The following is a 22,762-nucleotide window of genomic DNA, read 5'->3' as shown; positions in this document are numbered from 1 at the left end:
GCATCGGCCGTCACGGCTGCACGGTCTGCCCGCTCCAGTGCGCGATCAGGTCGCCGGTGGTGGTGATCCTGGCCATGAGGGCAACGGTGTTACGCAGGACCTGGTCCCCGTACTCCGCCGGAGTACCCGCGACGGCGTCACGGGGTACAAAAACCCGGAAGCCCGCCTGCGACAGGTCGCCGACGGTGTGCGGGATCGCGAGATTTAGCGACACCCCGACGAGGACGACGGTCCGTACACCACGCCCGCGCAGGACCGCCATCAGTTCGGAGTCCGAGGTCGGGAACAACCCGTGGTGGCGCGGTATCACAAGGTCGCCGGTTGCATGCAACGCCGAGATGACCCGAGTGGGCTCGGACCCGGGCGTCCAGTCCCGTGTCGCCGGCCCCATGCTGCGCCACACCCCTGCGGTGCCCGACGGTTCACCACCTAGCGGTCCTTCGAACGTTGCATGCACCACGATGGCGCCCGAAGTCCGGGCCGCATCGAGCAGGAGACCGATCGCCGGACCCAATCTCGACGAATCACGTTGCAGTTCCGGCAGTATCGACTGCTCGCCGAGGATTCCCTGCTGGCATTCGATACACACGACCGCTGTGGTACGCGGATCGACCGCAATCAGACTGGGAGACGCGTTGATTCCTTCAGGAGTCGCGGACGATAACGGCGGTCAGATGAAGCTGCCACGGAGATGGATGGCGCTGAACTCTTTCGGCAGTCGCCCGAGCCAATCGGCAGTACCGCCCCACGACAGCGTCGGTACAAAACCGCCTCGTTCGACAACGTTCCCGGAGAGGCGTTCTCCGAGACCATCGGCCCGATGATCGCAAGACATCTCTCGTCGGCCAGTTCTTGCCGGGCATCGACGACCACCTTCACCTCCCCACGAGCCAACCCTTCGACCGACCGCTCGATCAACGCGACGTCGCGGTCCAGGTGTCCGGCGTCGACGGCTTCGGTGAATGCCAGGCGAAGTCCGGCGAGCCAATCTGACTGTGAGGTCATACGTCGCGGGCGGCGGAATCGCGAAATCAATAAGCAGGCCGAGTTTGATGGAGCCTGCGCTGCTCCCAATGCCACTGAAGACACCCTTCTTCGGGCCGTGAATACCGGCATCTCGACCGTACCCCAGAGTACGGCACCAGTGTCAAGACATGCAATACCTGTGCAGCGCAGCCATATTCGTTTCAAAAGGTGCCGCGACCACGGTGAGTGGCGCCGCCTGGTAGCAGATGTACCATTTCCTCTTCGCGTTCGAGGGGGAAGCTGTTGTGCCACTGTGGGAATCCAATCCTCTGCGCGCAACTGTTATTCGCCTCGCACTCACAATGGACTGTTGAGTGACGTCAGACTTCGCACCCGTCGGGTACTGTCTTGGCGCAGCAGACCCGCTTCCTTCTCCTTGGTGCCACCTTCAGGAACCGCCGGCCACATCGCCGGTCCTGACATGGCCGGCACTGTCGAACGATTCCGATCAGGGCCGGATTAAGGTATCCCGAGAACAGTTGCGGGCCACGCAGACGAAGCTCACCCGGGAAGCCCGGGGACACCTCGTTTCCCTCCGCGTCGGTGATGCGTACCGCTACAGCAGGGACGGGGACAAAACGTCGACGCGCCGAGAAAGTCGTTGTCGTCGTCCCATGACGGACCCGACGATCAGACATCCGGTGAGACCGTAGGCGCTCAAGATGCCGTGACAGCCGATGTGATCGTCAGCCACGGGCCGTCCGTGATGCCTACACCGCGTAGGGGCAGGTCCGGTCGCCAGTAGCCGTAAGTCACTGCCGACAATCAGAACTCGACAGCCACATGGTCGGACACCGGACGTGCCTGGCAGCCGAGAATGAGCCCGTCCGCCATGTCTTCCTCGTCGAGGGCGCCGGGGTTCGCCATCTCGACCTGTCCGGAGAGCACCGTGGCCTGGCACGACCCGCATTCACCCTCCCGGCATGAGTACGGCGCCTCCACTCCGTGAGCGAGTAGTACGTCGATCAGCGTTTTCGTGCGGGGCCAGGCGAGTTCGTGGGTGGCGCCGTCGAGCTCAACGGTGACCCTGGCGGCATCCCGCATGTCCTCAACGCTGTCCGCAGTGACAATTGCCGGCCCGTGGTGGCCGAACGGATCGTCGGACAGCGACACGAAGTTCTCGATATGGATCCGGGCCCGCGGTAGTCCGATCTGTTCGAGCGCCTGGCGTGCTCCCTGCATGAAGGGTTTCGGACCACAGATGAACGCTTCGAAGTCCCCGTACGGTTGCAACACCGACCGCAGCGCAAGGTGTGTCGGCAACCCTTGCACACTCTCGATCCAGTGCACCACCGTGAGTCTCTCAGGATACTCGCCGAACAGAGAGCGCAACTGGGCCGCGAAGATCACCGACTCGAGATCACGATTGGCATAGAACAGCACCACACGTCCACTGCCGTCCAGGAGCGCGGTCTTCACGATGGACAACAACGGTGTGATGCCACTCCCGGCACCGACCAGCAGTAGGTCGCGGTCGAGATCTTTGGGCGTGAATGCGCCCGCCGGAGGCAGACTTTCGATGACCTGACCCGCGGCGACGGTGTCGCACAACCAGTTGGATCCGTAGCCGTCGAGTGTCCGTTTGACGGTGACCATCAGCAGGTCGTCGTGTCTCGGCGAGCTCGACAGCGAGTAACACCGCGCCACCGATCCCGTGCGATCACTCGGAATCCTCAGGGTGAGGAATTGTCCAGGCCGATAGGAGAATTGATCACCGGGAGGATCGAACACGATCGTCTTGGCATCGGGGGTCTCGGCAATGACCTCTCGCACCCGTAGCGCGACCGCCCCCGGGGGTGTCGGTGCGGGCGCCCCAAGCTCGCTGCCGGTCGCCTGATCAGCGGGCGACACGGGCAGACACCGGTGAACTCTCGACGCGCGAAGGACCCACCATCGCATATATCAAATCGGTGATCGCCGCGATCGTGCCCTCCCGGGTCATTTGAGCCTTGGTGTTGCGTGCGAGGAACCACGACCGCTCCAACATCGCCATCACACACACCCCCGAGGTGGCGGGATCGCTCAGGGAGCGCCCGGACAGTCGTTCCAGCTCGCGACCGATGACGCCGGCTGTCTCGGCATGAACTCGTGCCACCGCTGCCTGGAACCGGGCGTCCGGTGGCGAATCATCGACGGACCTGATCGAGAAGGCTCCGGTTCGGTCGAGATAGTCGAACAGCTGACGTACCCATGCTTCGAAGGCGGACTTGTCAGCACCGATTTCGATGAGCTCGAGCGCCCGCACGGCGTCCGCTGTCTCGCGTGTGGTGACGGTACCCAGCTCGATGAAGATGTGCCGCTTGTCTCGGAAGTAGTAGTAGAAACTACCCCGCGCGACCGAAAGCCGATCGGTGATGTCTTTCACCTGAGTACCGGAATAACCCTTGCGCTCGAACACGTCCCGGGCCGCGTCAAGGAACGCTTGTCGCGTCACCGCCGACTTCGGATGCTTCGCTTCACTCAGTTTCACCGGGCGAATTACTCTGCGGAGACGGTCTGACGTTCGACCTCGGCGTTCTCGGCCGGCGGATAGAAACTGCGCGCCCACGAGCGCAGCTTGCGGAATCCGGCCGCCTCGGACGGAGACAGCCCCGGAGGATCCATGTAGCGCTGGTGATTCCAGATCTTGACGTCGTCGACCAGCGCACCCTTGCCGTTTTCGATGAACCCTTCGGGGTCGTCGCTGCCCTCGTCGATCCAGTACGTGCCGAAGATGTCACTCACCTCGTCATCGACCGGTGTCGGGCAGATCCCGGTGACCCGGATGCCGTTGCGCATGTGCTCACCGCTGAAGCTCAACCCCACTCCGCTCCAGAGGATTTCGAGCGTGTTGATGGTGTCGTCAGGGTCGTCCACGCCGTGCTGCCACTTGTTGCCGAATCCCACCTTGGCCGCCCACGAGGCGTCATCGGTGCTCTCCCGCAGGACAACCGGGCTGATCGGTGTGCGATGCACATATCGGAAGTGATGCGGGTCGACCGCATTCTCCGCAATGGTCTGCGGATGAACCCGCACGTTCTTGGTGAGCACACGTGCGTTCGCTTCGACCGGCCGGAACGTTGTTGCGCTGATGTGGTCACCCAGACTCTGCAGAGCGTCCGGCACCTCCCACATCGGGTCTCGGCCGAGAAGGTCATGCCAGACGTAGATGGAATCATTGCGCTCGCTGACCGGCCAGCTGCGTACCTTGCGGGCACGGTTCGGTTTCGCCTCGTAAGGAATCCGGACATTACGCCCTCGCCCATCCCAGACCCACCCGTGAAACGGGCACTGGATCCCGTCGTCCACAACACAACCACCGAAGGCGAGATTGGCGCCGAGATGCTGGCAGTGGGCATCGAGCACGTGCGCAAGGCCGTCGTTGCCGCGATACGCGACCAATTCGGCACCGAAGTAGTGCAAGGGGACGACATCACCGATCGCCAGATCGGCCGACCACGCGACCTGGAACCATCCGGTGGGATGCATGCTGAGCTGACCCATCGATCAGACCTCCTGAAGAATTCGCTGACATTTTTGGCGCGGACGTCAAAAATTGATAGCCCGACCATACGCCCGTGAGCGCCCATCTGTAAACACCAAACCGTTGTCGAATATCTCCACATACGCCCCTTCCGCACTAATCATGCTGCACGGCAGATGTTTACAGGATGTGAATCGAGATCAGCTCCTGCCACCAAAGGGCGTAACTCGTTGATTCATCTAACTGAATAGTGATATACGTCATACGCGGCTTCAGTCCCCGGCCCATGCTCGGCTGCCGAGTACCACAAGCGATCAAAGGACACATCCATGGACTACCTGATCAAAGGACGAGTGGCACTTGTCGTCGGTGGCAGCAAAGGCATCGGCAAGGAGACGGCGAAGATGCTCGCCGCCGAGGGCAGCCGCGTCGCCATCGTCGCCCGTACCCAGAAACACATCGACCGCGCGGTCGAGGAGATCACCGCAGCCGGCGGCGAGGCACTCGGGGTGCCTGCGGACATGAGTTCGCAGGAAGGCATCGAATCCGCTGTCGCGACAATCACCGAGCAGCTCGGTGCCCCTCTGATCGTGGTGACACAGGCCGACTTTCACGTGCGCGGTTACTTCGAAGAGATCACCCGCGCCGAAGACTACGTCGACTCATACCGGACGTACACGCTCAGCCAGGTGCACATGCTCCGTGCCGTACTGCCCGCCATGCGCGAGGCCGGATGGGGTCGCTTTGTCCACATCGGGTCGGGGACCGCCAAGGAGCCGCAGAGTCTGCCGCCGCACACGGTCGCCAACGCGACACGTCCGTCGACGGTCGGACTCCTCAAGAGTGTCGCCGACGAATACGCCCAGTTCGGTATCACCATCAACACGGTGGCCCCTGGATGGATCGCGACCAAGACCACCAACTGGTACCTCTCCACTCACGAGGGGCTCACCGACGACGCCGCTCGCAAGCAGTGGCTGATGGAGAAGGCCGGAGTGCCGGCAGGCCGGGCGGGTGAGCCCGAGGAGATCGCGTCGACGATCGCCTATCTGTGTTCAGACCAGGCCGGCTATCTCAACGGCCATTACATCTGTGTCGACGGAGCACATCACCGATCGGCGTTCTGAACGTCCACGTGGGTCGTTCAGCGTGCCCGGTTGCACACAGGTCGCGCTCACAGGGCCGGATGTGACGCTCCGGGCCGACCTGCGTGCACTCGGGCCCCTGCCTTCATTCTTCGTCGGTGCCGATCGGGACGAACTCGGGCGCATACACGCCGCTGTCGCCGATCTCGACGATCTCGACGATCCGGGCTCTCACCCGCTGGCCGATCCGAATCGTGTGCGGCTGCGCGTTCACCACCGCGCTCATGCGAAGTCCCGGCTGTTCATCGAGTTCGATGAGGGCTGTCACATACGGCGGCCGGTGGCCGGGCACCGTGGGCTGACGAATGACGATGAAGCTGAATATCGTTCCGTAACCGCTCACTTCGTCGAACCGGACCGGCCCGCCGGTTATCCGGCTGCGTTCGAGGGGTGGGTGGATCCATGTACCGGTGTCCACGCAACGGCAGATCTTGAGCTTGCCCTCCGCGAGGGCATCCCAGTACGGCGCCGAGTCAGGATCGGGAACGGGCAGCGGCGCCAACATGAGTGCGTCGGTCATGGGTGCTGCCTGCTGTAGATGTTGGCGCCGCCGAACGGGCCACCGCCGGCGGTGACCAGCGCGAGTTCGGCTCCCTCGACCTGCCGCGCCCCGGCCGAATTCCGTAGCTGGCTGACGGCTTCGAAGTGGTGATTGAGACCGTGTATGTACCCCTCGGACAACAGGCCTCCGTGCGGATTGACCACCACGTCGCCGCCATAGGTTGCTCGCCCCGTGGCGAAGAACGTGCCGACCCCTCCCTTCTCGCAGAATCCGTATCCTTCCATGGTGGCCATCACCGTGTACGTGAAGCAGTCGTACATGCACGCCACATCCATGTCGCCCGGCCCGAGTCCGGTGCGCTCCCAGATCTTTGGGCCGGCCGATCGCGCGTACATCGCGGCCGGGTCATCCCACTGTGTCCATCCCGCTCCGCTCTGCGAATTGGATGACCCGACCAGCCACACCGGATCGTGTGCGGTGTCGGCTGCGAGGTCCTCGCCCACCACGAGCACGGCCACCGCGCCGTCGACCTCAGACGTGCAATCGAGCACCCGGAAGGGCTCGTTGATCCAGCGCGCGCCGAGGTAGTCGTCCATGGTCAGTGGTTCACGCCGCAGCGCATGTTCGTTGGGCCCGGCGTGGGTTCGCTGGGTGATCGCGATGTGACCGAGATCCTCTCCGGTGGAACCGTGGTCATGCTGGTGGCGCCGCGCCCACATCGCGAACCACTGCGGGGGCACAAGGAATCCCGACGCGGCGTCGAACTGGTTTTCCTGATCCACCAGCATCGGACCTTCCACCGTTCCGAAACGGTGTCCGGACCGGCCGTTGAGGGATCGATACACCAGAACTGCCCGGCACATCCCGGCCTCGATCACCGCTGCCGCCGTTGCGATCTGATCGGCAACCAGGTTACCGCCGCCATACATGGCATTGGCCCACGACAACTCGTCGATGCCCAATCCCCAACCGACGGTGATCGGTTGGGCTGAGTCGTTGACCATGAAGGTACTTATCCCGTCGACGTCCGCAGGGGTCAATCCCGCATCGTCGATGGCACCACGGCACGCCTCGATGGCCATTGCGAGTGGGGTTCGGTTCGATCGGCACGAATACTCGGTTCTGCCGATGCCGACAACTGCACAACTCACCTGACTGGTCCCGCGACTTTCCGCTCGCCTCGTGGCCGCCATACCGCCATCGACACCCCCGCGAGGTCGAGAGAACCGCTCAGCGCCATCTGGCCCGGAACCGACCCGATCGAGAAATGACCCCATCACGATGTCGGGGTCGCGGTCGAGTTCATAGACCGCGAGATAGCGGTGTGCCGGGGCCTGGGGCGCGGCGATTCCCTCAGCCTCCGGCGGTGTCATCGGAGCCAAATCGTAGCGTTGCGCGGCGGTGACCCCCTCGACCTCGAGAACGTCAGGGACGTGCCGGGTCTCGTACCAGCTGTTGAACTCGTCGTCGTTGCCCTCTGTCGGATTGGAGAAGACAAAGAGATAGCTGTCCGACATATGGCGCCCACTTTCGCTGGAAATGTTTCGCAGTTCGCATTCTCGACTTTATGGCAGTCGACTGTCACACGTCAACGACGATGTTGGTTGAGTACTCGCCAGATGGCTTGCAATCAACCCGATCCGTATTGGAGCCGCCCGGCGTCCGTGCCGCCATGCGCCGCGTCACAATGACAGTTGAGTGTCGATAGCGCAGTATGGTGATCACTGCGCGGGACGGTCGACATCCCGGCGACATACACCGAAGGCAGGTGCCGTTTCGAAAGGACCACCACAGAGATGCAATCCGGCGACCGGTCACGGCGGCAAGATCGTGCCACCCAGACGCGACTGGCATTGGTCGACGCGGCGTTGAACCTGTTCAGCACGAACGGTTTCGATCAGACCACCACGGATCAGATCGCCAAGGGTGCCGGCGTGTCACCGCGGACGTTCTTCCGCTACTTCCCGACGAAGGAATCGGTTCTCTTCCTCGGTGAGTACGACTTCGTACGGGCTTTCAGCGGCGTGTACCTGGCGCAACCGGAGTCGATGTCCGAACTCAATGCGATGGCACAGGCTTTCATCACTTTGGCACCAGGATTGTCGAGGCAGCGGGAGCGCATCACGCTCTATCGGGAGGCTGTCGCTTCATCGGTCAAGCTCATCGGCCAAGAACGAAAGAACCACGACACCAGCGCCAGGACGGTCTCTGACGCCATCGCGGAGCGTCGGAAGATCGCGGTGGCCGACGAGCGGTGCATCCTCCTGGCTTCAGTCGGGATGCTGGTCGTCGAACGCTCGATCGACCGGTGGATACGGTCGCCGGGCTCGGCACCCGAAGACGTGATGCGTTCTGAGTTCGAGACCCTTCACGGGTTGATCGGCAACTACCAGGACAGCGGCCCCTGAACACGGGAGGCCGGGCGCGGATCTGAACCGGACACGACGATTCCTGGGACACGAATGGACCAGGGCCGCGAGCACAATGTGCTCGCGGCCCTGGCATTTTCCGTATGTGGTGCGGGTCAGACCGAGACGGCGTCCGCGGGCGCCTCGGCGGCGTCCGGACTCGGGTTACGCAGCGGTAGACCGAGGAACCGGCGTGCGTTGTCACCCATGAAATCGTAGGCACGCCGTTCACTCATGCCCTCGGCATACTTGTAGAAGCCCTTCGGCTCGGTCAGCCCTTCGGGATGCGGGTAGTCCGAACCGAACATGACCTTGTCCCAGCCGACTGTTTCCACAACATCGCTGACCGACCCTTCCCAGAAGGGGCTCACCCAGACGTTTCGACGGAAGACCTCGAGCGGGTCCTCCGGGAAGTTCTGCGGCATCTTCTTGTTCAGATCCGCGAGGTCGTGGAACAGCGGATGAATCCAGGCGCTGCCGTTCTCCACCGACGCGATGCGCAGCTTCGGAAAACGGGTCAGGGTGCCGTGGCAGATGAGCGACCCCAGCATGTCCGAGATCTCCCGGTGACCCAGCGCCAGCCAGCGGAAAGAGCTCATGGTCATGAAGTTGTTGGTGGACGGCGGTTCCCACTTGTTGATGTATTCGTCGAGCGGAGGCTGGCTGGCGTGCAGCACCACCGGCATACCCGCATCCTCGACGTCTTTCCAGAACGGGTCGAACTCGGGCAATGCCGGCGACCGCCAGCCTCTGTAGCCGTTGACGGGGGCGGGCTTGATCAGCACCACCTTGGCACCGTTGTCGACCAGGTATTCCAGCTCGCGACGTGCCTCATCGACAAGAGCGCACGTGATGACCGGCGTCATGAACAGCCGGTTCTCGTGGGTGAAGCCCCACGTCTCGAGCATCCACTGGTTGAGGGCATGGATCATCGCGACGGTGAGGTCGGGATCCTCGGCGGCAGAATGCTCCACCAGGTTGGCCAGGGTCGGGTAGACGAGCGCGGCGTCCACGCCCTGTCGGTTGATCTCTTCGATGCGCGCGCGGGGTTCCCGTGAGGCAGGCGGCGCCTCGATGGCCGTTCCCTGCATCTCACGCAAGGTCAGACCTTCGACATTTTGACCGGAGTAGAACTTCTCGTGGGCACCAGGCGCGGCCACCTTCTCGAAGGTCGGATTCGGGATGAACTCCGTGATCTTGTTCAGGATCGCGATCCGGGTGCGCTTACCGACCTGGACGAATTGCACCGCCGGCGAGAACTTTTCAGGCAGGAACTTGGTCAGGGCATCCGGCGTCTCGTACATGTGCGTATCGGCGTCGAAAATCGGAACATCGTTCAAATCGATCATGGGTAGGCCTTTTCTATCGGGTGGCTGAAGTCTTCGTCCAGCTTGCATGAGTTTGACGTAAACGTCAATAAATGGCGATGCGGCAGGTCTATCAACTTCTTGACGAGCGATTATAGCCTTCCCGAGGCGGTGACATAGTTGTCATAACCGCCGCGTAACGGCAGCAGTGACACCTCAACCGACTGTTCCGACACCGGCCAGTCGTGTGCCCAGCAGTTCGATCTCCGCCAAGCAGGCATCCATGCTGCGCGTCTTCGATTCCACCGAGATGTGGGTGACGCCGGCCTCGGACAACGGCCCGATCTGCTGTGCCACTGCGTCGGCCGTCTCATCGGAGTCACGTCGCGCGGTCGGCGTGAAGCACACCTCGAAGTCCGCGGGCCGCCCCAGAGCGCGCCGCTTGTCCCTGATCTGATCGATCCGCTCGGCGAGCTGATCGGTCTGCAGCTGTGGCGTATTCGTGATGGCAGACATTGCCGCGGATTGCTCGAACGGCAACCAGCCGTCGGCGAGCTCGGCGACCCGGCGGATCGACGCCTTACTGTTCCCGCCGATCCAGATCGGCGGGCCCGGACGCTGCGCCGGACGTGGGAGCATCCGGTGCCCGTGAGCGGGAAAGAACGGTCCCTCCCGGTCGATCACCTCGCCGGTCCACGCCTCCTGCATCGCCACGATCGCCTCGTCGAAACGCGGTCCGCGGTCATCGAACGACGCACCCAGGACGTCGAACTCATTCGCCTGGTATCCCGCACCCATACCGGCAATCACCCGGCCGCCGGACAACAGATCCAGCGACGCCACCGACTTCGCTGTCGTGTACGGATTGCGGTATCCCGCAACGAGAATGAAGGTCAGCAACCGGATCCGTGACGTTGCAGCAGCCATGAACGACAGCGCCACAAAGGGGTCCAGCGCGTGGTGGCCTCCGCCCACCAACCACTCCTCCGAGGGAAACGGGTGATCCGTGGTGGAGACGACGTCGAATCCGCTGGACTCTGCCACCACGGCGATCTCGGCGAACTCGTGTGCACCGATCCAGGTGTCCCAGTGCTTGACGGCCCCGGTGGGAAATTGAAAATTGAGTTTCATCTCGGCCTCCGACCGCTAGTAGATGGATCCGGTTCCGCCGCCGTCGAGGTGGAGGTTCACCCCGTTGATGAAACCGGAGGCGGGGCTGGCGAGCATGGTCACCGCATACGCGATGTCCTCGACCTGCCCGATCCGGGTGACGGTTTGACCGGTCCCCTTGAGCACGTACTCGGCCGCTCGGTCGACATCGTCGCCCCAGCCGCGTTTGTCGGCGAACGTGCGCAGGAACTCGACGAGCTTGTCGGTCATGATCATGCCGGGCGACACCGTGTTCACGGTGATTCCCGAGCCGGCAAGCGCCTTCGACAGGCCCATCGACATGTTGACCAGGGCCGCTTTGGACGGACCGTAGTCGGGCTGCCCGGACGTCGGGATGATGCCTGCGGCACTGGATATCTGGATGATCCGACCCCACTTGTCGGCCTTCATGCCGGGTACCACGTGGTGGATAAGTCGTCCGGCCGAGATGACGTTGCTCTGATACGTGGCGGCCCAGTCACTCGGCGGCAGATCGAACCACGACCCTCTGCCGGACTCCGAGGCGCCCCCGGCATTGTTCACCAGGATGTCGATGCCACCGAATGCATCAACGGCCCTCGCGGCGACGTCGTCGGCGCCCGCATCGGTCGACAGATCACCGGCGGCCGTCGCGACTGCGCCACCGCGAGCAGAGATCGCGGCCTCAGCCGCGGCCAGTTTTGCCTCGTTGCGCCCGTGAAGCACCACCGACACCCCTTCGTCGGCGAGTGCCTGAGCGATTGCGGCGCCGATGCCTCCGTTACTACCGGTCACCAGTGCGCGTTTGCCATTGAGCTGTAAATCCATGACGAGTCCTTATCCTCAGGCCTTGCTCGATGCGGCAGACGAGCCCGGGCGCGATCCGTCGATCACGACGAGTCGGCGCTTGAACAACCACTCATCGCCCACGGGCACCAGAACATCGCGATACGTGCCCCAGTGATCGGCGGCATCGGCTTGAAACACCGCGAAGTAGGCCGAGGATTCGATCCGATCGGGCGTGATCGAATCGAAGCGAAGGCTCGCGACAAAGTGCCGGACGATGGGTCGCGTCGTCGTCGCCGCAGCGGTGGCATGCGCCACCAGTTCGGCAGATACCGAGGTCAGCGTGTCGATGATGTTCTGTCGCCCTGTGGCGTTAAAGGAGTTTCGCGCCTCCAGAGACCCATCCTCGGTGAAGCATGCCGCGAGCTCGACCAGTCGGCCCTTGTCACCCGCCCGGTTGTATCGGGCGTACCGGTCCCGAACCAGCTCCCGAGCGATGAGATGTTCGACGTTCAACGCACAACCTCCGTATGCTGCCTTTGCGCACCCTAGTGGAGCATATAGTTAAATGAACGACCTCATAACGCTATACCCGATCCAGACAAGACGGAACACTTTCGCACAATGCGGCGGGTGTCATAGATCAGCACCGCCCGATGTCAGACGTCGAAGATGGGTTCCACAGCGGTGCTTCCGGTCGGTGGCACCGATTATCGGTACCTGGTGACGCGCGCTATTGCCGATGCCTGGCCATCGGCGCCGATGGCCACGCTGTCGGCCACTGCGGTGCCGCGCCCGATCCGAACCGGGGTCGCGTTGTAACGGGCCCCATCCCCCACCTTCATTGGCCGGAGGTAGTTGATACGCAATGAGCCAGAATAGTGGGCATCCGAATCACCCTGCTTCGATTGCAGGGCACCGACAGCCACCAGTTCCAACGCTATGGCCACGACGCCGCCATGCACACTTCCGATGTCGTTGTTCAGGTCTGGATCGAGCATCGGAATCAAGCTGTATCCGGACGAGGCGCCGTCCACCCGGAGTGACAATTGCTCCAACAACGTTGCGTGCCGGGACGGGGACGCGGGGTTTCTCGGACGCTGCAAATCGACGCCTCGCGCCGGAACGAAGACCGAACGGATCAACCCTGTACCGACTTCGATGCCGCCAATTCGAAAAGTGGTCAGCGACAATGCTTGTACCGAATCGAAACCGATCGACCGGAAGGACGCGACCACCTCGCCGGAGCTGACCATGGCCGCTCGATTCAAATCCATCGACAGCTCGCTGGTGACGGTCCACGTGTCGTCCGGTCGCACAACATGGTTCGACAACCCACCGGATCCGTCGAGCATCAACGCCAGTGGCCCCAGGCTCCTTACTCCCGTCTCCGTGTTCTCGAGAGAGGCGACATCCATGGTCAGCAAACTGCGACCGGTCCTCGGATCAGCCTCCACGATCGTTATGCCGAACCTGCGTTCGACAGGGGTCGGCTCCACCGCTGCCACCGCCGGTCGGCTTCCGGCCGCGTCCTCCAGTTCAGCCGAATCCGCATGAGGCTCGGTCATGTAGTACACCCCGTCAGGATATGTCCGATTCTGCAAAACCGGTTAATTAGTTACCTATACGGATATACACTAAGAGAGTTCGCGGGCCGAGTTGTGGCTCAAGGTCCCGCCGGACTCACCAAACCTCGCTTGTGAGGGCTATTCGGTCGCCGCCTGTCGCTTTGCCGATTCGACGGCATGAAAGGAAACGCCATGAACGACACCCTCTCCGGTATCCGCGTAGTCGAGCTCGCTGCCTGGACTTTTGTTCCCGCTGCCGGCGCAGTGCTCGCGGACTGGGGCGCCGACGTGATCAAGATCGAACACCCTGAGACCGGCGATCCTCAGCGCGGACTGATCAGTTCCGGGGTGGTCACCGGCTCCGGAGGCGTCAATCACTTCGTCGAGCAACCCAATCGCGGCAAGCGAAGTGTCGGTATCGACACAGGAACCCCCGAAGGCCTCGAAGTCCTGATGAAGCTGGTCGAGACCGCCGATGTGTTCGTGACAAACCTGCTGCCTGATTCGCGTGCGCGCATGGGCGTCGATGTCGGCGCCATCCGCGCCCGTAACCCGAAGATCATCTACGCACGCGGACACGGCTACGGCACAAAGGGCGACCTGGCCGTGCAGGGTGGCTACGATCTGGCGGCCTACTGGTCGCGCGGCGGCATCGCCGAAGCTTATTCGGCCGGCAACGGCGACTACCCACCGGTACAGCGGCCCGCTTTCGGCGACTCGTATGGCGGGCTCGCGATTGCCGCAGGCATCACTGCGGCCTTGCTCAAGCGCGAACGCACCGGAGAAGGATCTGTCGTTGACGTCTCACTTCTGAACGCCGCCATCTGGCAACTGGGGCCAGACATCGTTGGCGCCGGGGTTCTCGGCGCCGACATCCCCAAGTTCGATCTGAGCGCCATGCCGAACCCAGTGGCCAACATCTACAAGACTCAGGACAACCGATTCATCAGCTTCGTATTGCTGCAGGCCGATCGATTCTGGAGTGATTTCTGCACCCGACTCGGTCGCACCGACCTCATCGAGGACGAGCGCTTCTCACACGCGCTCCTCCGTTTTCAGAATCGGGTCGAATGCATCACGGAGCTGCGGGGCACATTCGAGTCGAAACCGTTGAGCCACTGGGAAGCTGCGTTTAGCGGCTTTGACGGCGTCTGGGACGTTCTGCGAACCCCATACGAGGTGCACAGCGACCCGCAGGTCATCGCAAACGGCTATTTGCCGAGGACTTCGGACAGCAGCGGCAACGAGTTCGCGCTCGCGGCGAGTCCCGTTCAATTCGACGAGGCACCATTGGAACTTCGTCGGGCCCCGAGCCATGGTGAGCACACCGACGCGATCCTCACCGAGCTCGGTCTGAGCGAAGAAGAGATCATCGAACTCAAGATCAGCTCCGCCATCTTGTGAGCAGCCGGGGATCGGGTTTGCGGCAGGAGTGTGCCGCAAGCCCGCACTCGCGTCATCCGATCCAAGGACTACACATATGACCCGCGTGCGAATCGAACCCGATTCAGCAACAACCCATTCCGGCCACTCCAGCGTCCAGCTGCTACTGCGCGCGGCAATCGGCGGCACAATGATCGCTCATGGCGTCAAGCACGGCCGCAGCATCGACGGCACGGCCGGCTGGTTCGGATCGATTGGCTTTCGCCGGCCCAAACTTCAGGCCCAGACCAGTGCGTTCGTAGAAGTCGGTTCCGGCGCGGCGATAGTCGCCGGCGCCGCAACGCCGCTGGCTGCCGCGGCGGTGGTCGGGACGATGGCCGTCGCGGCCCGCTCAGTGCACGTACCGAACGGTTTCTTCATCACCTCGGAAGGATGGGAGTACGTCGCCAACCTCGCCGTCGGCGCTGTCGCCCTGGCTGGCATCGGTCCCGGTCGTTGGAGTGTCGATCGGGCGCTCGGACTCGACACCAAGGTCAGTGGAAATCACGCTGCGGCATTGGCTGCCGGTCTCGGGCTGGTTGCCGCAGGTGCACAGCTGGCCACCTTCCACCGACCTGAGCCGCACTAGCGCCGACGCCGGGGCTCAGCCTTTCAACGAAGGTCAATCTACCCGGTCGATGGCACCGAACGCGTCCAAGGGCTTGTCTTGAGCAAGGACGTGGCCGAAGATCGTATTCAATGCCTTCACGACGTGTGCGCTCTCATGGGCGACAACCGCGATCTCCTGGGCCGCCGATGTGCCTGTGGCAGTTGCCAGTCCGCTGGCGTCGGCGTTGAACGTGTTGGAGATGTCGACGAGGATCCTGCCGGTCAGCGGTTCCCCGTAGTTCGCTACCGCTGAAAACTCATGCTCGACGCCTACCGGGCCGAGCGGGCACACCCGCTACCCGAGCCGCCGACGACGTACGATTCTTCACCCACCGCGCGCCGCCAACTGTCCGGAATCGAGAGTCACCCCACGCATGGCTGAATATGAAAGCGCAACCGACAGCGTTGCACGACCGCGGACTGGCCGTCGCCGAAGCCTCCACCGCGGTCGATTCGGCCACACAGGAGCAGGTCTGGTCGCTCTACGACGGACTGTCCGACGACGCAATCGCAGAGGCGCTCGGCCGAGAGACTGAGATCAACCGGGCCTGGACCGCCGAAGTGAGTGCCGGTGCGCAGTCCAGCAAAGCTGTCTTCGAAACGGACGGCCGCAGAACGCCGGCAAGCGCTGACCCAATCAACACCTGTGGTCACCCTTCTGCAGGGTGACCACAGGGCATAGAGCGGCCACCTACATGTTGGTGGGGCCGCCCGGCATCTTCAGGAGCGAACCGGCATCGACGCGCAGTTGCTGCCCTGTGACGTAGCGGGATTCGTCCGACGCGAAGAAGAGCACTGCGTTGGAGATGTCCACGGGTTCCACGTATGGGATGGGCATCGCCTGGAACATCGTGAACGCGGGCTCGACATCCTCACGCGTCGGGTTCTCCAGGTCCGGACGGAACATCGAGTAAAGACCGTCGTTGTGCAGGAGATGGGTGTTTACGTTTGTGGGATGGATCACGTTGACGCGGATGAACTCCGGCGCCAAATGCAGCGCAAGCTGCTCGGAGTACCCCATCAATGTCTTCTTGGCCCAACCATATCCAGCAGAACCGGGCCCCATCGCCGGATTATCCGTTGTACCCGGCAGCATCGCCGCCGTCGATCCGGTGATCACGACGGAAGCGTGCTTGCCCAGGTGCGGCATCGACACCGCGACCGCGTTCATCACACCGACGAGGTCGACGTCCACCGCATCGACGAAGTCGGACGCGTGCGGGTCACCCATCGCCATCGGCAGAATGCCGGCGTTGGCGACCACGATGTCGAGATGGCCGAGCGCGGCCAATCCTTCGTCGAGTGCAGATTTCAGCCGTGACCGGTCGCGCACATCGGCCTTGACTGTCACGATCCTGCGGTCCAGCTTCTCGACCAACTTGGCGGTCTCGGCCAGATCTTCCTCGGTGGCAAGTGGATAGGGGTTCGACTCGATCTGCTCACAGATGTCGACTGCGATGATGTCGGCGCCTTCTTCGGCCAGTCGCACCGCGTGACTACGGCCCTGGCCGCGTGCCGCACCGGTGATGAAAGCAACTTTGCCTTCGACTCTTCCCGCCATGATGTGTTCTCCTCGTTCAGTTCTCGATGATGATGTGTGTGGTGTTCAGGGGATGTCGAGCGGGAGCGTGGTCGCGACCGCCTTGGTCTCAAGGTAGGTCTCGAGGCCTTCAATGCCACCCTGCCTGCCGACACCGCTGTGTTTGTAGCCGCCGTACGGCGAGTCGGATCCGTAGAACATGCCGCCGTTGATCATGAAGGAACCGGTGCGGACCCCGCGGGCGATCGTCAACCCGCGCTCGGACGAGGACGTGAACACGTTGCCGGACAACCCGTAGACGCTGTCGTTGGCGATCCTGATGGCATCGGCGTCGTCGTCGAACGGTGTCACCGACAAGACCGGGCCGAAGATCTCGGTCTGGGAGATCGTGGCCGAATTGTCCACGTCGGCGAACAGCGTCGGCTGCACGAAGTAGCCATTGGGCTGGTCCTCGGGGATCTTGCCGCCGACGACCAACCGCCCACCCTCGGACTGACCGCGGGCGATCAGATCGAGAATGTTGGTCCGCTGCTTCTCGGTGATCACCGGACCACAGAACACACCGGGATCAGCGGGATCGCCGTAAGGGAGTGCGGCATAAACCTGCTCCAAAGTGGCGACGGCCTCGTCGTACTTGGACCGATGAACAAGCAGACGAGTCGGCAGCGCGCACCCTTGACCGGCATGCATGCACGCCGACATCGCCGACGGCAGCGCCAACGCGAGATCTGCGTCTTCTAAAATGATTCCGGCGCTCTTGCCACCCAGCTCGAGCAGCAGCTTCTTGAACGTCGGAGCGGACTTCTCGGTGATCAGCTGCCCGGTCCTGGTGGATCCGGTGAACGAGATCATGTCGACACGAGGGTCGGTGACCAGCTGCTGCGCGACGGCGGTGTCGCCGGTCGTGATGATGTTGACGACGCCGGCAGGGATGTCGGTCTTCTCCGCGATCAACCGCCCGACGCGGGTGGCATTCCACGGTGTCTCCGACGCCGCCTTGATGACCACCGTGTTCCCGGTCGCCAGGATGGGACCGAGCTTGCTGATGAGGATCTCGAAAGGGAAGTTCCACGGGATGATGCCCGCCACGACGCCGACGGGCTCTTTGAAGACATAACGCATGTTGGTCATACCGAGCAGTGAACTGTCGGCGATGCGCCGGTGCCAGGGAAAGTCTCCGACTGCCTCCGCGGGCCACAGGAGACCGTCGGACAGTGGCCAATCGAGTTGTGCCATATACGTGGTCATGAGCGGTGCACCCACCTCGGTGACCAGCTCCAGTCGAAGGTCCTCGACTTCGGAACTGATCGCCTCGTGAAGTTGGCGCAAGCACCGTTGGCGGAACTCGAGATCCGTTGCCCACGACGTGGTGTCGAAGGCCCGGCGAGCTGCCGCGATCGTCGCGTCCATGTCCCCGCCGGTGGCGTCGGCGACAACGCCGACGCTCTGGCCGGTGGCCGGATTCACGACGTCGAGTGTCGCTCCGTTTTCGGAGTGCCTCAGGGTGCCATCGAGGAGAAAACGCTCCTCGTGTGTGACGGAAACCGGTTGTGCTGCTGACATTTGTGTCCTCCAATCCCGCACATCCATGTGCGGGGCGACCTGTGTCCCCTGTCACAGACGGTATCTTTTGGGCCTCAGGTCCACAACCCCTGTGCGTAGTAGAGTTCGCAGGAAGGAGGACCGATGACCGATCTACAGAAGACGAACCGGGGTGGACGGCCCCGCGTCACCGACAAGAGCGCGATCGCAGCGGTCGGGCTGCGGCTGTTCGCCGATCGCGGTTACGACTCGGTCACCATGGCTGACATCGCCGAGGAATGCGGGATCGGACGCAGCACCCTCCTGCGGTACTTCGCCGCCAAGGCCGACATCCTGTGGGATCGGTCCGCCGACGAGGTGACCGCGCTGGCCGAGAAGCTGGGAACGGTGCCGGAAGCCGAGGATCCCATCGCCGTCCTCTGCGTAGAACTTCCCGCGATGCTGACCTATCTCGATTCCGAGATAGACCTGTTGCGCACCCAAGTGTCCATCATTGCGGAGTCGTCGAACGGATGGCCTCTCGGATCGACCCGGTTCAATCCCTGGGAATCGGTGGTCATCGGGTTCATCACGGACCGGACGCATCACAGCGCCGACGATCTGTTCACGAAGTTGTTGGCGCAGAGCCTGTTCAGCGCCGGCTGGACCGCTCTCACGGTATGGGCCGACTCCGACGAGGCGCGGCCGGACCGACTGCTCGACGAAGCGTTTGCTCTGGTGCGCAACGGTTTCAAGGCCGCCCGACCGTCCATCGAGCAGGCGGACAAGGGCACGGCCGGCGGTTGTTTCGGCACGGCCGGCGGCGTGTAGGGACGTCAATCCCACATCAGGCCACCGTCGATCAGAAGGGTGTGTCCGGTGACAAATCCCGCCTCGTCCGACAGCAGATAGGCGACCGCTGCCGCGACTTCTTCGGGCTTGCCCATGCGGCCGACCGGGATCAGATCCGCCCACTTCTCCTGCTGGTCTGCGCCGAAAGCGATGATTCCTTCGGTCAGGATCGTGCCCGGTCCGACCGCGTTGACCTGAATGTTGCGGCGCGCGTACTGCAGCGCGGCATTCTTCGTCAGCCCGACGACACCATGCTTCGCTGCCGTGTAGGCGGCCATGCCGGGCGCGTTCTTGGTGCCGGCGTTCGACGCCATGTTCACGATCTTGCCGTGACCCGCCTCGACCATGTGAGCCAATTCGCTCCGCATACACAGGAATGTGCCGCGCAGGTCGACACCCATCACCGCGTCCCACTCCGCAATCGCCAGCTGGTGCAGATCCCCCGGCGTGTGGGCGATACCGGCGTTGTTCACCGCCAGATCCAGTCCGCCGAGGTAGTCGATCGACCCCGCGATCAATGCCTCGACGCTGTCGGCGTCGGAAACGTCCGCTTTGATGAAGGCAGCCTTACCGCCCGCCGCCTCGATGGCGTCAACCGTGGCTGCGCCGCCCTCTTCGCTGATGTCCGAAACAACCACCTTCGCACCATCTTTCGCCAGGCGGATCGCGATTGACCGGCCCAGACCGGATCCCGCTCCGGTGACCAATGCGCCGGCATTCTCAAATGTCATCGTCTCTCCTTGGTTGATGCCTTCGGCTGGACTCGGCGGTCACGGTTGACCTGGCAGCAGGCGTATGAACAGGGCTTCTGCCGTGGCGCACACGACATCACCATTCAGAATCGTGCCGGTCACGAATGTCTTGCGGCCTTCGATCCTGTCTATCGACGCGTCTATCCGAAGGTCACAGTGGACGGGCGTCACGTTGCGGAAATCGACCTTCAAGTAGGCCGTTCGGGAACCGAGCTGGGCCCTTCGGCTGACAAAAGTTCCCAGGAGGTCGTCGAACAACATGGTGATGACTCCGCCGTGGGCGGCTCCTCCCCCACCCATGTGTGCATAACTAAAACGAACCGTTCCGACCAACTTCTTATCCGAGGTGTCGTACGACTGATAAGGAACCAACACGGGGTGCGCGATACCTCGCATCCCGAGGTCACGTGCTGGACGCGCTCCTTCTGGTGCCTCGAATTCCTTGAGCCGGTTCGTCACATCGGCGATGGCGGCCGTCAGCTCTGTCGTCGCCCCGGGAGGTGGCGCCACCAGGCAGAGAGTCGCCTGCAATTCGCGGAACGCTTCGATCATGTCGACGAATACGTCGGTGTCGTAGGCCTGCGCCTCTGTCATCTGTGATTCCTTCTACGCGCGGCCTGCCGGTTGACGAGTCCAGCGCTCATCACGGCGAGGTCTGTCTTGAAGTCTGCGAACGTGCGGCTGGTCGGCTCGATGGTGATCCACGTGACCCCGGCATCTTCGTAAGCATCCAGCTTGGGTCCCACCGCGGCGACGAAATCGCCGGCACCACCCTTTCGCAGCGCTCCACTCTCGAACGGTACGAACGAGACGTCGATGTCGGACTTGCCCGCCTCCGCGCGCAGCTTGTTCTGCGCGGTGATCTGAGCACCGAGAGCCTCGATGTCCTCCAGGGGTGGGGTTTTGGTGATCGCCGCCATTTCAGCCTTCTGGGCAATGGGCATCCAGCCGTCCGCCTTTTCGGTCACGCGACGTCGAGCGGCCTTGCTGTTCCCACCGATCCAGATCGGAGGACCACCGACGGTCAGTGGCAACGGCAACGCCACGTGCCCCGTGACGCCGAACGCCGGGCCACTGTGTTCCTCGCCTCGCCAGGTCGCCCGCATCGCATCGATCCCCTCGTCAAAGAGTTTGCCGCGACCTCTGTAGTCGGCGCGGAGCGCCTCGAACTCCGATTCCAGGTAACCGGCACCAAGCCCGAGTGTGACCCGGCCGCCGGACAAGAGGTCGAGACTGGCAACAGCTTTGGCACCGAGGTACGGACTCCGGTAGCCGACGACCATCAGGTAGGTGATCAAGCGGATGTCCTTGGTGGCCTCGGCCGCGATCGCCAGCGACACAAACGGATCGAACGCGTGGTGACCACCGTTGGCGAGCCACTCGCGATCCGGATACGGGTGCTCGCTCATCGAGAATCCGTCGAATCCAGCGTCTTCGCAACACTTTGCGACCTCGCCGAGGCTGCCGTCCCCGATCCACTCGCGGTAGTGCTTGACCGCACGCATCGGGAACATCAGGTTGAACTTCAAAGCCATCGTCACACCTTCACTTGAACAGTTCGCGGGCGATCACAACGCGCTGCACCTCGGTGGCACCTTCACCGAGCCGCTTCACGCGCAGATCGCGGAACCACCGCTCCAGGGGTAATTCGTCCGAAAGGCCGAGAGCACCGTGGACCTGAATGCACTTGTCGATGACCTTGTAGGCCACCTCGGTGCCGTACATCTTGGCGATCGACGCATCGACCTTGACGTCCTTGCCGAGGTCGGCATTCCAGGCCGCCTGATACATCAGCAGCCGGGCCGCCCGAAGTTCTACCTCGGCGTCGACCAACATCCAGGCAATGCCTTGTTTGTCTGAGAGTTTGCCGCCGAAGACCTCTCGGTCCTTGGCCCAGCAGCACGCCGCGTCCAGGGCTTCCTGCGCAATACCGATCGGCCCGGCGGCGTAGATGATCCGACTGTAGATCAGGAAGTCGCTGGCCAGTTTGAACCCGCCGCCTTCGGCGCCGATCAGGTTCGACGACGGCAGGCGCACGTTGTCGAAATGCAGCTCGTACGGCGAGAACGACGCCATGACGCCGATCCGGCTGAACGACAGTCCAGGCGTGTCCTTTTCGACAATGAAGCAGGAGATCCCGGCCCGACCCTCCCCGGTCCGCGCATACACCACCCCCCAGTCGGCGTTCTCTGCGTGCGATGTCCACATCTTGGTGCCGTTGAGAACGTAGACGTCTCCGTCGCGAACCGCCTTGAGGGTGATGGCCCGGGCCGGATCCGACCCACCCGTCGCCTCACTGATGGCCGTGTAGGCCTTGGTCATCCGACCGTCGAGGATCGGTTGCGCAAACTTCTCGAACTGCTCCGCCGACGCCTTGAACATGACATTCGGCGGGTTGCCTCCGAACGCCCCCAACGCCGGAAAGAAGGCTCCCATCCGGCACTTCGAAGCTTCTTCGGCAACGACCACCTGACCGAGCACGCTGAGTCCGGCACCGCCGTGCTCCTCGGGAGTTTGCAGAGCCCACAAGCCGAGACGGCGGGCCTTGTCCTGCAGCGGGATCAGTTGGTCCCGTGGAAGGCCGGCCGCGTCGTGCGGGAGTGTTGCCTCCAGCGGATGAACCTCGCGCTCCATGAACCGGCGAACAGTGTCGCGGAGCATTCGCAGTTCTTCGGGCAATTCCCAGGAGCCGAGCGGTGGACCTTCGACTGCGAGGGCGGCGTCGACGGTCAT

25 protein-coding genes are annotated in these 22,762 nt (G+C 63.0%); 6 read left to right on the top strand and 19 right to left on the bottom strand.

The annotated features are described in order from the left end of the window. Window positions 1-10: 10 nt before the first annotated feature. From WIMU1_RS01680 to WIMU1_RS01660, 5 genes are all read right to left on the bottom strand, one after another. Complete coding sequence (locus WIMU1_RS01680) at window positions 11-589, bottom strand: isochorismatase family protein (protein WP_255283857.1); 579 nt, start codon at window positions 587-589, stop codon at window positions 11-13. A 29-nt stretch (window positions 590-618) separates the two neighbouring features. Further along, window positions 619-1,005, bottom strand: a complete 387-nt coding sequence (locus WIMU1_RS01675) for a hypothetical protein (protein ID WP_062794874.1) — start codon at window positions 1,003-1,005, stop codon at window positions 619-621. A gap of 786 nt (window positions 1,006-1,791) precedes the next feature. Next, window positions 1,792-2,799 (bottom strand): ferredoxin--NADP reductase, encoded by a 1,008-nt coding sequence (locus tag WIMU1_RS01670; protein WP_062794873.1) that lies wholly within the window; start codon window positions 2,797-2,799, stop codon window positions 1,792-1,794. 64 nt (window positions 2,800-2,863) lie between these two features. Next, complete coding sequence (locus WIMU1_RS01665; RefSeq protein WP_062794872.1) at window positions 2,864-3,496, bottom strand: TetR/AcrR family transcriptional regulator; 633 nt, start codon at window positions 3,494-3,496, stop codon at window positions 2,864-2,866. Window positions 3,497-3,504: 8 nt separating this feature from the next. Continuing rightward, window positions 3,505-4,509 (bottom strand): Rieske 2Fe-2S domain-containing protein, encoded by a 1,005-nt coding sequence (locus WIMU1_RS01660; RefSeq protein WP_062794871.1) that lies wholly within the window; start codon window positions 4,507-4,509, stop codon window positions 3,505-3,507. A 309-nt stretch (window positions 4,510-4,818) separates the two neighbouring features. On the opposite strand from WIMU1_RS01660, the gene WIMU1_RS01655 reads away from it, so the two are divergent. After that, window positions 4,819-5,616, top strand: coding sequence for an SDR family oxidoreductase (locus tag WIMU1_RS01655; RefSeq protein WP_062794870.1), 798 nt, complete (start codon window positions 4,819-4,821; stop codon window positions 5,614-5,616). A 103-nt stretch (window positions 5,617-5,719) separates the two neighbouring features. On the opposite strand, the gene WIMU1_RS01650 is transcribed toward WIMU1_RS01655, so the two are convergent. Both WIMU1_RS01650 and WIMU1_RS01645 read right to left on the bottom strand, forming a co-directional pair. Next, window positions 5,720-6,154, bottom strand: coding sequence for a Zn-ribbon domain-containing OB-fold protein (locus WIMU1_RS01650; protein ID WP_062794869.1), 435 nt, complete (start codon window positions 6,152-6,154; stop codon window positions 5,720-5,722). After that, window positions 6,151-7,287, bottom strand: a complete 1,137-nt coding sequence (locus WIMU1_RS01645) for a thiolase C-terminal domain-containing protein (RefSeq protein WP_062795689.1) — start codon at window positions 7,285-7,287, stop codon at window positions 6,151-6,153. Before WIMU1_RS01645 ends, WIMU1_RS01650 begins: the two co-directional genes overlap by 4 nt. Window positions 7,288-7,932: 645 nt before the next feature. On the opposite strand from WIMU1_RS01645, the gene WIMU1_RS01640 reads away from it, so the two are divergent. Beyond that, window positions 7,933-8,544 carry a TetR family transcriptional regulator gene (locus WIMU1_RS01640; protein ID WP_062794868.1) on the top strand — a complete coding sequence of 204 codons (612 nt, stop codon included), beginning with the start codon at window positions 7,933-7,935 and terminating at the stop codon, window positions 8,542-8,544. A 116-nt stretch (window positions 8,545-8,660) separates the two neighbouring features. Here WIMU1_RS01640 and WIMU1_RS01635 read toward each other — a convergent pair whose 3' ends face one another. The 5 genes from WIMU1_RS01635 to WIMU1_RS01615 all read right to left on the bottom strand — a co-directional run bounded on the left by WIMU1_RS01635 (window position 8,661) and on the right by WIMU1_RS01615 (window position 13,333). Continuing rightward, window positions 8,661-9,893: an amidohydrolase family protein gene (locus WIMU1_RS01635; protein WP_062794867.1), complete on the bottom strand. Its 1,233-nt coding sequence runs from the start codon at window positions 9,891-9,893 to the stop codon at window positions 8,661-8,663. A 174-nt stretch (window positions 9,894-10,067) separates the two neighbouring features. After that, window positions 10,068-10,982, bottom strand: a complete 915-nt coding sequence (locus tag WIMU1_RS01630; RefSeq protein ID WP_062794866.1) for an LLM class F420-dependent oxidoreductase — start codon at window positions 10,980-10,982, stop codon at window positions 10,068-10,070. A 15-nt stretch (window positions 10,983-10,997) separates the two neighbouring features. Next, complete coding sequence (locus WIMU1_RS01625) at window positions 10,998-11,807, bottom strand: SDR family NAD(P)-dependent oxidoreductase (RefSeq protein ID WP_062794865.1); 810 nt, start codon at window positions 11,805-11,807, stop codon at window positions 10,998-11,000. A gap of 15 nt (window positions 11,808-11,822) precedes the next feature. Further along, entirely contained in the window at window positions 11,823-12,281 is a 459-nt protein-coding gene (locus tag WIMU1_RS01620; RefSeq protein ID WP_062794864.1) for a nuclear transport factor 2 family protein, read from the bottom strand. A 194-nt stretch (window positions 12,282-12,475) separates the two neighbouring features. Further along, entirely contained in the window at window positions 12,476-13,333 is an 858-nt protein-coding gene (locus WIMU1_RS01615; RefSeq protein ID WP_147431440.1) for a PaaI family thioesterase, read from the bottom strand. 192 nt (window positions 13,334-13,525) lie between these two features. Here WIMU1_RS01615 and WIMU1_RS01610 point away from each other — a divergent pair, with 192 nt between their 5' ends. Both WIMU1_RS01610 and WIMU1_RS01605 read left to right on the top strand, forming a co-directional pair. Further along, on the top strand, window positions 13,526-14,737 hold the full coding sequence (locus tag WIMU1_RS01610) for a CaiB/BaiF CoA transferase family protein (protein WP_062795687.1): 1,212 nt from the start codon (window positions 13,526-13,528) through the stop codon (window positions 14,735-14,737). Window positions 14,738-14,813: 76 nt separating this feature from the next. Next, the gene (locus tag WIMU1_RS01605) at window positions 14,814-15,344 is read left to right on the top strand and encodes a DoxX family protein (protein WP_062794862.1); all 531 of its coding nucleotides are present in this window, start codon (window positions 14,814-14,816) and stop codon (window positions 15,342-15,344) included. A gap of 33 nt (window positions 15,345-15,377) precedes the next feature. Here WIMU1_RS01605 and WIMU1_RS01600 read toward each other — a convergent pair whose 3' ends face one another. Then, window positions 15,378-15,656: an NAD(P)-binding domain-containing protein gene (locus tag WIMU1_RS01600; protein ID WP_062794861.1), complete on the bottom strand. Its 279-nt coding sequence runs from the start codon at window positions 15,654-15,656 to the stop codon at window positions 15,378-15,380. Between the two features lie 92 nt (window positions 15,657-15,748). Here WIMU1_RS01600 and WIMU1_RS01595 point away from each other — a divergent pair, with 92 nt between their 5' ends. Beyond that, a complete protein-coding gene (locus WIMU1_RS01595) occupies window positions 15,749-16,033 on the top strand; it encodes a hypothetical protein (protein ID WP_062794860.1) in 285 nt (94 codons plus the stop codon). Window positions 16,034-16,055: 22 nt separating this feature from the next. On the opposite strand, the gene WIMU1_RS01590 is transcribed toward WIMU1_RS01595, so the two are convergent. Together WIMU1_RS01590 and WIMU1_RS01585 are read right to left on the bottom strand one after the other, a co-directional pair. Then, on the bottom strand, window positions 16,056-16,925 hold the full coding sequence (locus WIMU1_RS01590; protein ID WP_062794859.1) for a mycofactocin-coupled SDR family oxidoreductase: 870 nt from the start codon (window positions 16,923-16,925) through the stop codon (window positions 16,056-16,058). A gap of 45 nt (window positions 16,926-16,970) precedes the next feature. Beyond that, window positions 16,971-18,467 (bottom strand): aldehyde dehydrogenase family protein, encoded by a 1,497-nt coding sequence (locus WIMU1_RS01585; protein WP_062794858.1) that lies wholly within the window; start codon window positions 18,465-18,467, stop codon window positions 16,971-16,973. Window positions 18,468-18,590: 123 nt separating this feature from the next. Between WIMU1_RS01585 and WIMU1_RS01580 the strand changes: the two genes are divergently transcribed. Then, window positions 18,591-19,256, top strand: a complete 666-nt coding sequence (locus tag WIMU1_RS01580) for a TetR/AcrR family transcriptional regulator (RefSeq protein WP_062794857.1) — start codon at window positions 18,591-18,593, stop codon at window positions 19,254-19,256. 5 nt (window positions 19,257-19,261) lie between these two features. On the opposite strand, the gene WIMU1_RS01575 is transcribed toward WIMU1_RS01580, so the two are convergent. Genes WIMU1_RS01575 through WIMU1_RS01560 form a run of 4 tightly spaced genes read right to left on the bottom strand, consistent with a single transcriptional unit; the run spans window position 19,262 to window position 22,762 of the window. After that, on the bottom strand, window positions 19,262-20,008 hold the full coding sequence (locus WIMU1_RS01575) for an SDR family NAD(P)-dependent oxidoreductase (RefSeq protein WP_062794856.1): 747 nt from the start codon (window positions 20,006-20,008) through the stop codon (window positions 19,262-19,264). A gap of 39 nt (window positions 20,009-20,047) precedes the next feature. Then, window positions 20,048-20,623 (bottom strand): hotdog domain-containing protein, encoded by a 576-nt coding sequence (locus WIMU1_RS01570; protein WP_062794855.1) that lies wholly within the window; start codon window positions 20,621-20,623, stop codon window positions 20,048-20,050. Next, window positions 20,620-21,564 carry an LLM class F420-dependent oxidoreductase gene (locus WIMU1_RS01565; protein WP_062795683.1) on the bottom strand — a complete coding sequence of 315 codons (945 nt, stop codon included), beginning with the start codon at window positions 21,562-21,564 and terminating at the stop codon, window positions 20,620-20,622. The genes WIMU1_RS01570 and WIMU1_RS01565 overlap by 4 nt, the downstream gene beginning before the upstream one ends. 10 nt (window positions 21,565-21,574) lie before the next feature. Further along, on the bottom strand, window positions 21,575-22,762 hold the full coding sequence (locus WIMU1_RS01560; protein WP_062794854.1) for an acyl-CoA dehydrogenase family protein: 1,188 nt from the start codon (window positions 22,760-22,762) through the stop codon (window positions 21,575-21,577).

Source organism: Williamsia muralis NBRC 105860 (assembly GCF_001598915.1).
Classification (GTDB): domain Bacteria; phylum Actinomycetota; class Actinomycetes; order Mycobacteriales; family Mycobacteriaceae; genus Williamsia; species Williamsia muralis.
The sequence above is the reverse complement of the archived record's forward strand: the minus strand, read 5'-3'. Positions and strand labels throughout refer to the sequence as shown.

Excerpts from the sequence above, each read along its gene's own strand:
- WIMU1_RS01675 (WP_062794874.1), bottom strand. The coding sequence starts at position 1,005 with ATGACCTCACAGTCAGATTGGCTCGCCGGACTTCGCCTGGCATTCACC.
- WIMU1_RS01660 (WP_062794871.1), bottom strand. The coding sequence starts at position 4,509 with ATGGGTCAGCTCAGCATGCATCCCACCGGATGGTTCCAGGTCGCGTGG.
- WIMU1_RS01655 (WP_062794870.1), top strand. The coding sequence starts at position 4,819 with ATGGACTACCTGATCAAAGGACGAGTGGCACTTGTCGTCGGTGGCAGC.
- WIMU1_RS01650 (WP_062794869.1), bottom strand. The coding sequence starts at position 6,154 with ATGACCGACGCACTCATGTTGGCGCCGCTGCCCGTTCCCGATCCTGAC.
- WIMU1_RS01640 (WP_062794868.1), top strand. The coding sequence starts at position 7,933 with ATGCAATCCGGCGACCGGTCACGGCGGCAAGATCGTGCCACCCAGACG.
- WIMU1_RS01635 (WP_062794867.1), bottom strand. The coding sequence starts at position 9,893 with ATGATCGATTTGAACGATGTTCCGATTTTCGACGCCGATACGCACATG.
- WIMU1_RS01630 (WP_062794866.1), bottom strand. The coding sequence starts at position 10,982 with ATGAAACTCAATTTTCAATTTCCCACCGGGGCCGTCAAGCACTGGGAC.
- WIMU1_RS01625 (WP_062794865.1), bottom strand. The coding sequence starts at position 11,807 with ATGGATTTACAGCTCAATGGCAAACGCGCACTGGTGACCGGTAGTAAC.
- WIMU1_RS01615 (WP_147431440.1), bottom strand. The coding sequence starts at position 13,333 with ATGACCGAGCCTCATGCGGATTCGGCTGAACTGGAGGACGCGGCCGGA.
- WIMU1_RS01610 (WP_062795687.1), top strand. The coding sequence starts at position 13,526 with ATGAACGACACCCTCTCCGGTATCCGCGTAGTCGAGCTCGCTGCCTGG.
- WIMU1_RS01605 (WP_062794862.1), top strand. The coding sequence starts at position 14,814 with ATGACCCGCGTGCGAATCGAACCCGATTCAGCAACAACCCATTCCGGC.
- WIMU1_RS01595 (WP_062794860.1), top strand. The coding sequence starts at position 15,749 with ATGAAAGCGCAACCGACAGCGTTGCACGACCGCGGACTGGCCGTCGCC.
- WIMU1_RS01590 (WP_062794859.1), bottom strand. The coding sequence starts at position 16,925 with ATGGCGGGAAGAGTCGAAGGCAAAGTTGCTTTCATCACCGGTGCGGCA.
- WIMU1_RS01585 (WP_062794858.1), bottom strand. The coding sequence starts at position 18,467 with ATGTCAGCAGCACAACCGGTTTCCGTCACACACGAGGAGCGTTTTCTC.
- WIMU1_RS01580 (WP_062794857.1), top strand. The coding sequence starts at position 18,591 with ATGACCGATCTACAGAAGACGAACCGGGGTGGACGGCCCCGCGTCACC.
- WIMU1_RS01575 (WP_062794856.1), bottom strand. The coding sequence starts at position 20,008 with ATGACATTTGAGAATGCCGGCGCATTGGTCACCGGAGCGGGATCCGGT.
- WIMU1_RS01570 (WP_062794855.1), bottom strand. The coding sequence starts at position 20,623 with ATGACAGAGGCGCAGGCCTACGACACCGACGTATTCGTCGACATGATC.
- WIMU1_RS01565 (WP_062795683.1), bottom strand. The coding sequence starts at position 21,564 with ATGGCTTTGAAGTTCAACCTGATGTTCCCGATGCGTGCGGTCAAGCAC.
- WIMU1_RS01560 (WP_062794854.1), bottom strand. The coding sequence starts at position 22,762 with ATGACCGTCGACGCCGCCCTCGCAGTCGAAGGTCCACCGCTCGGCTCC.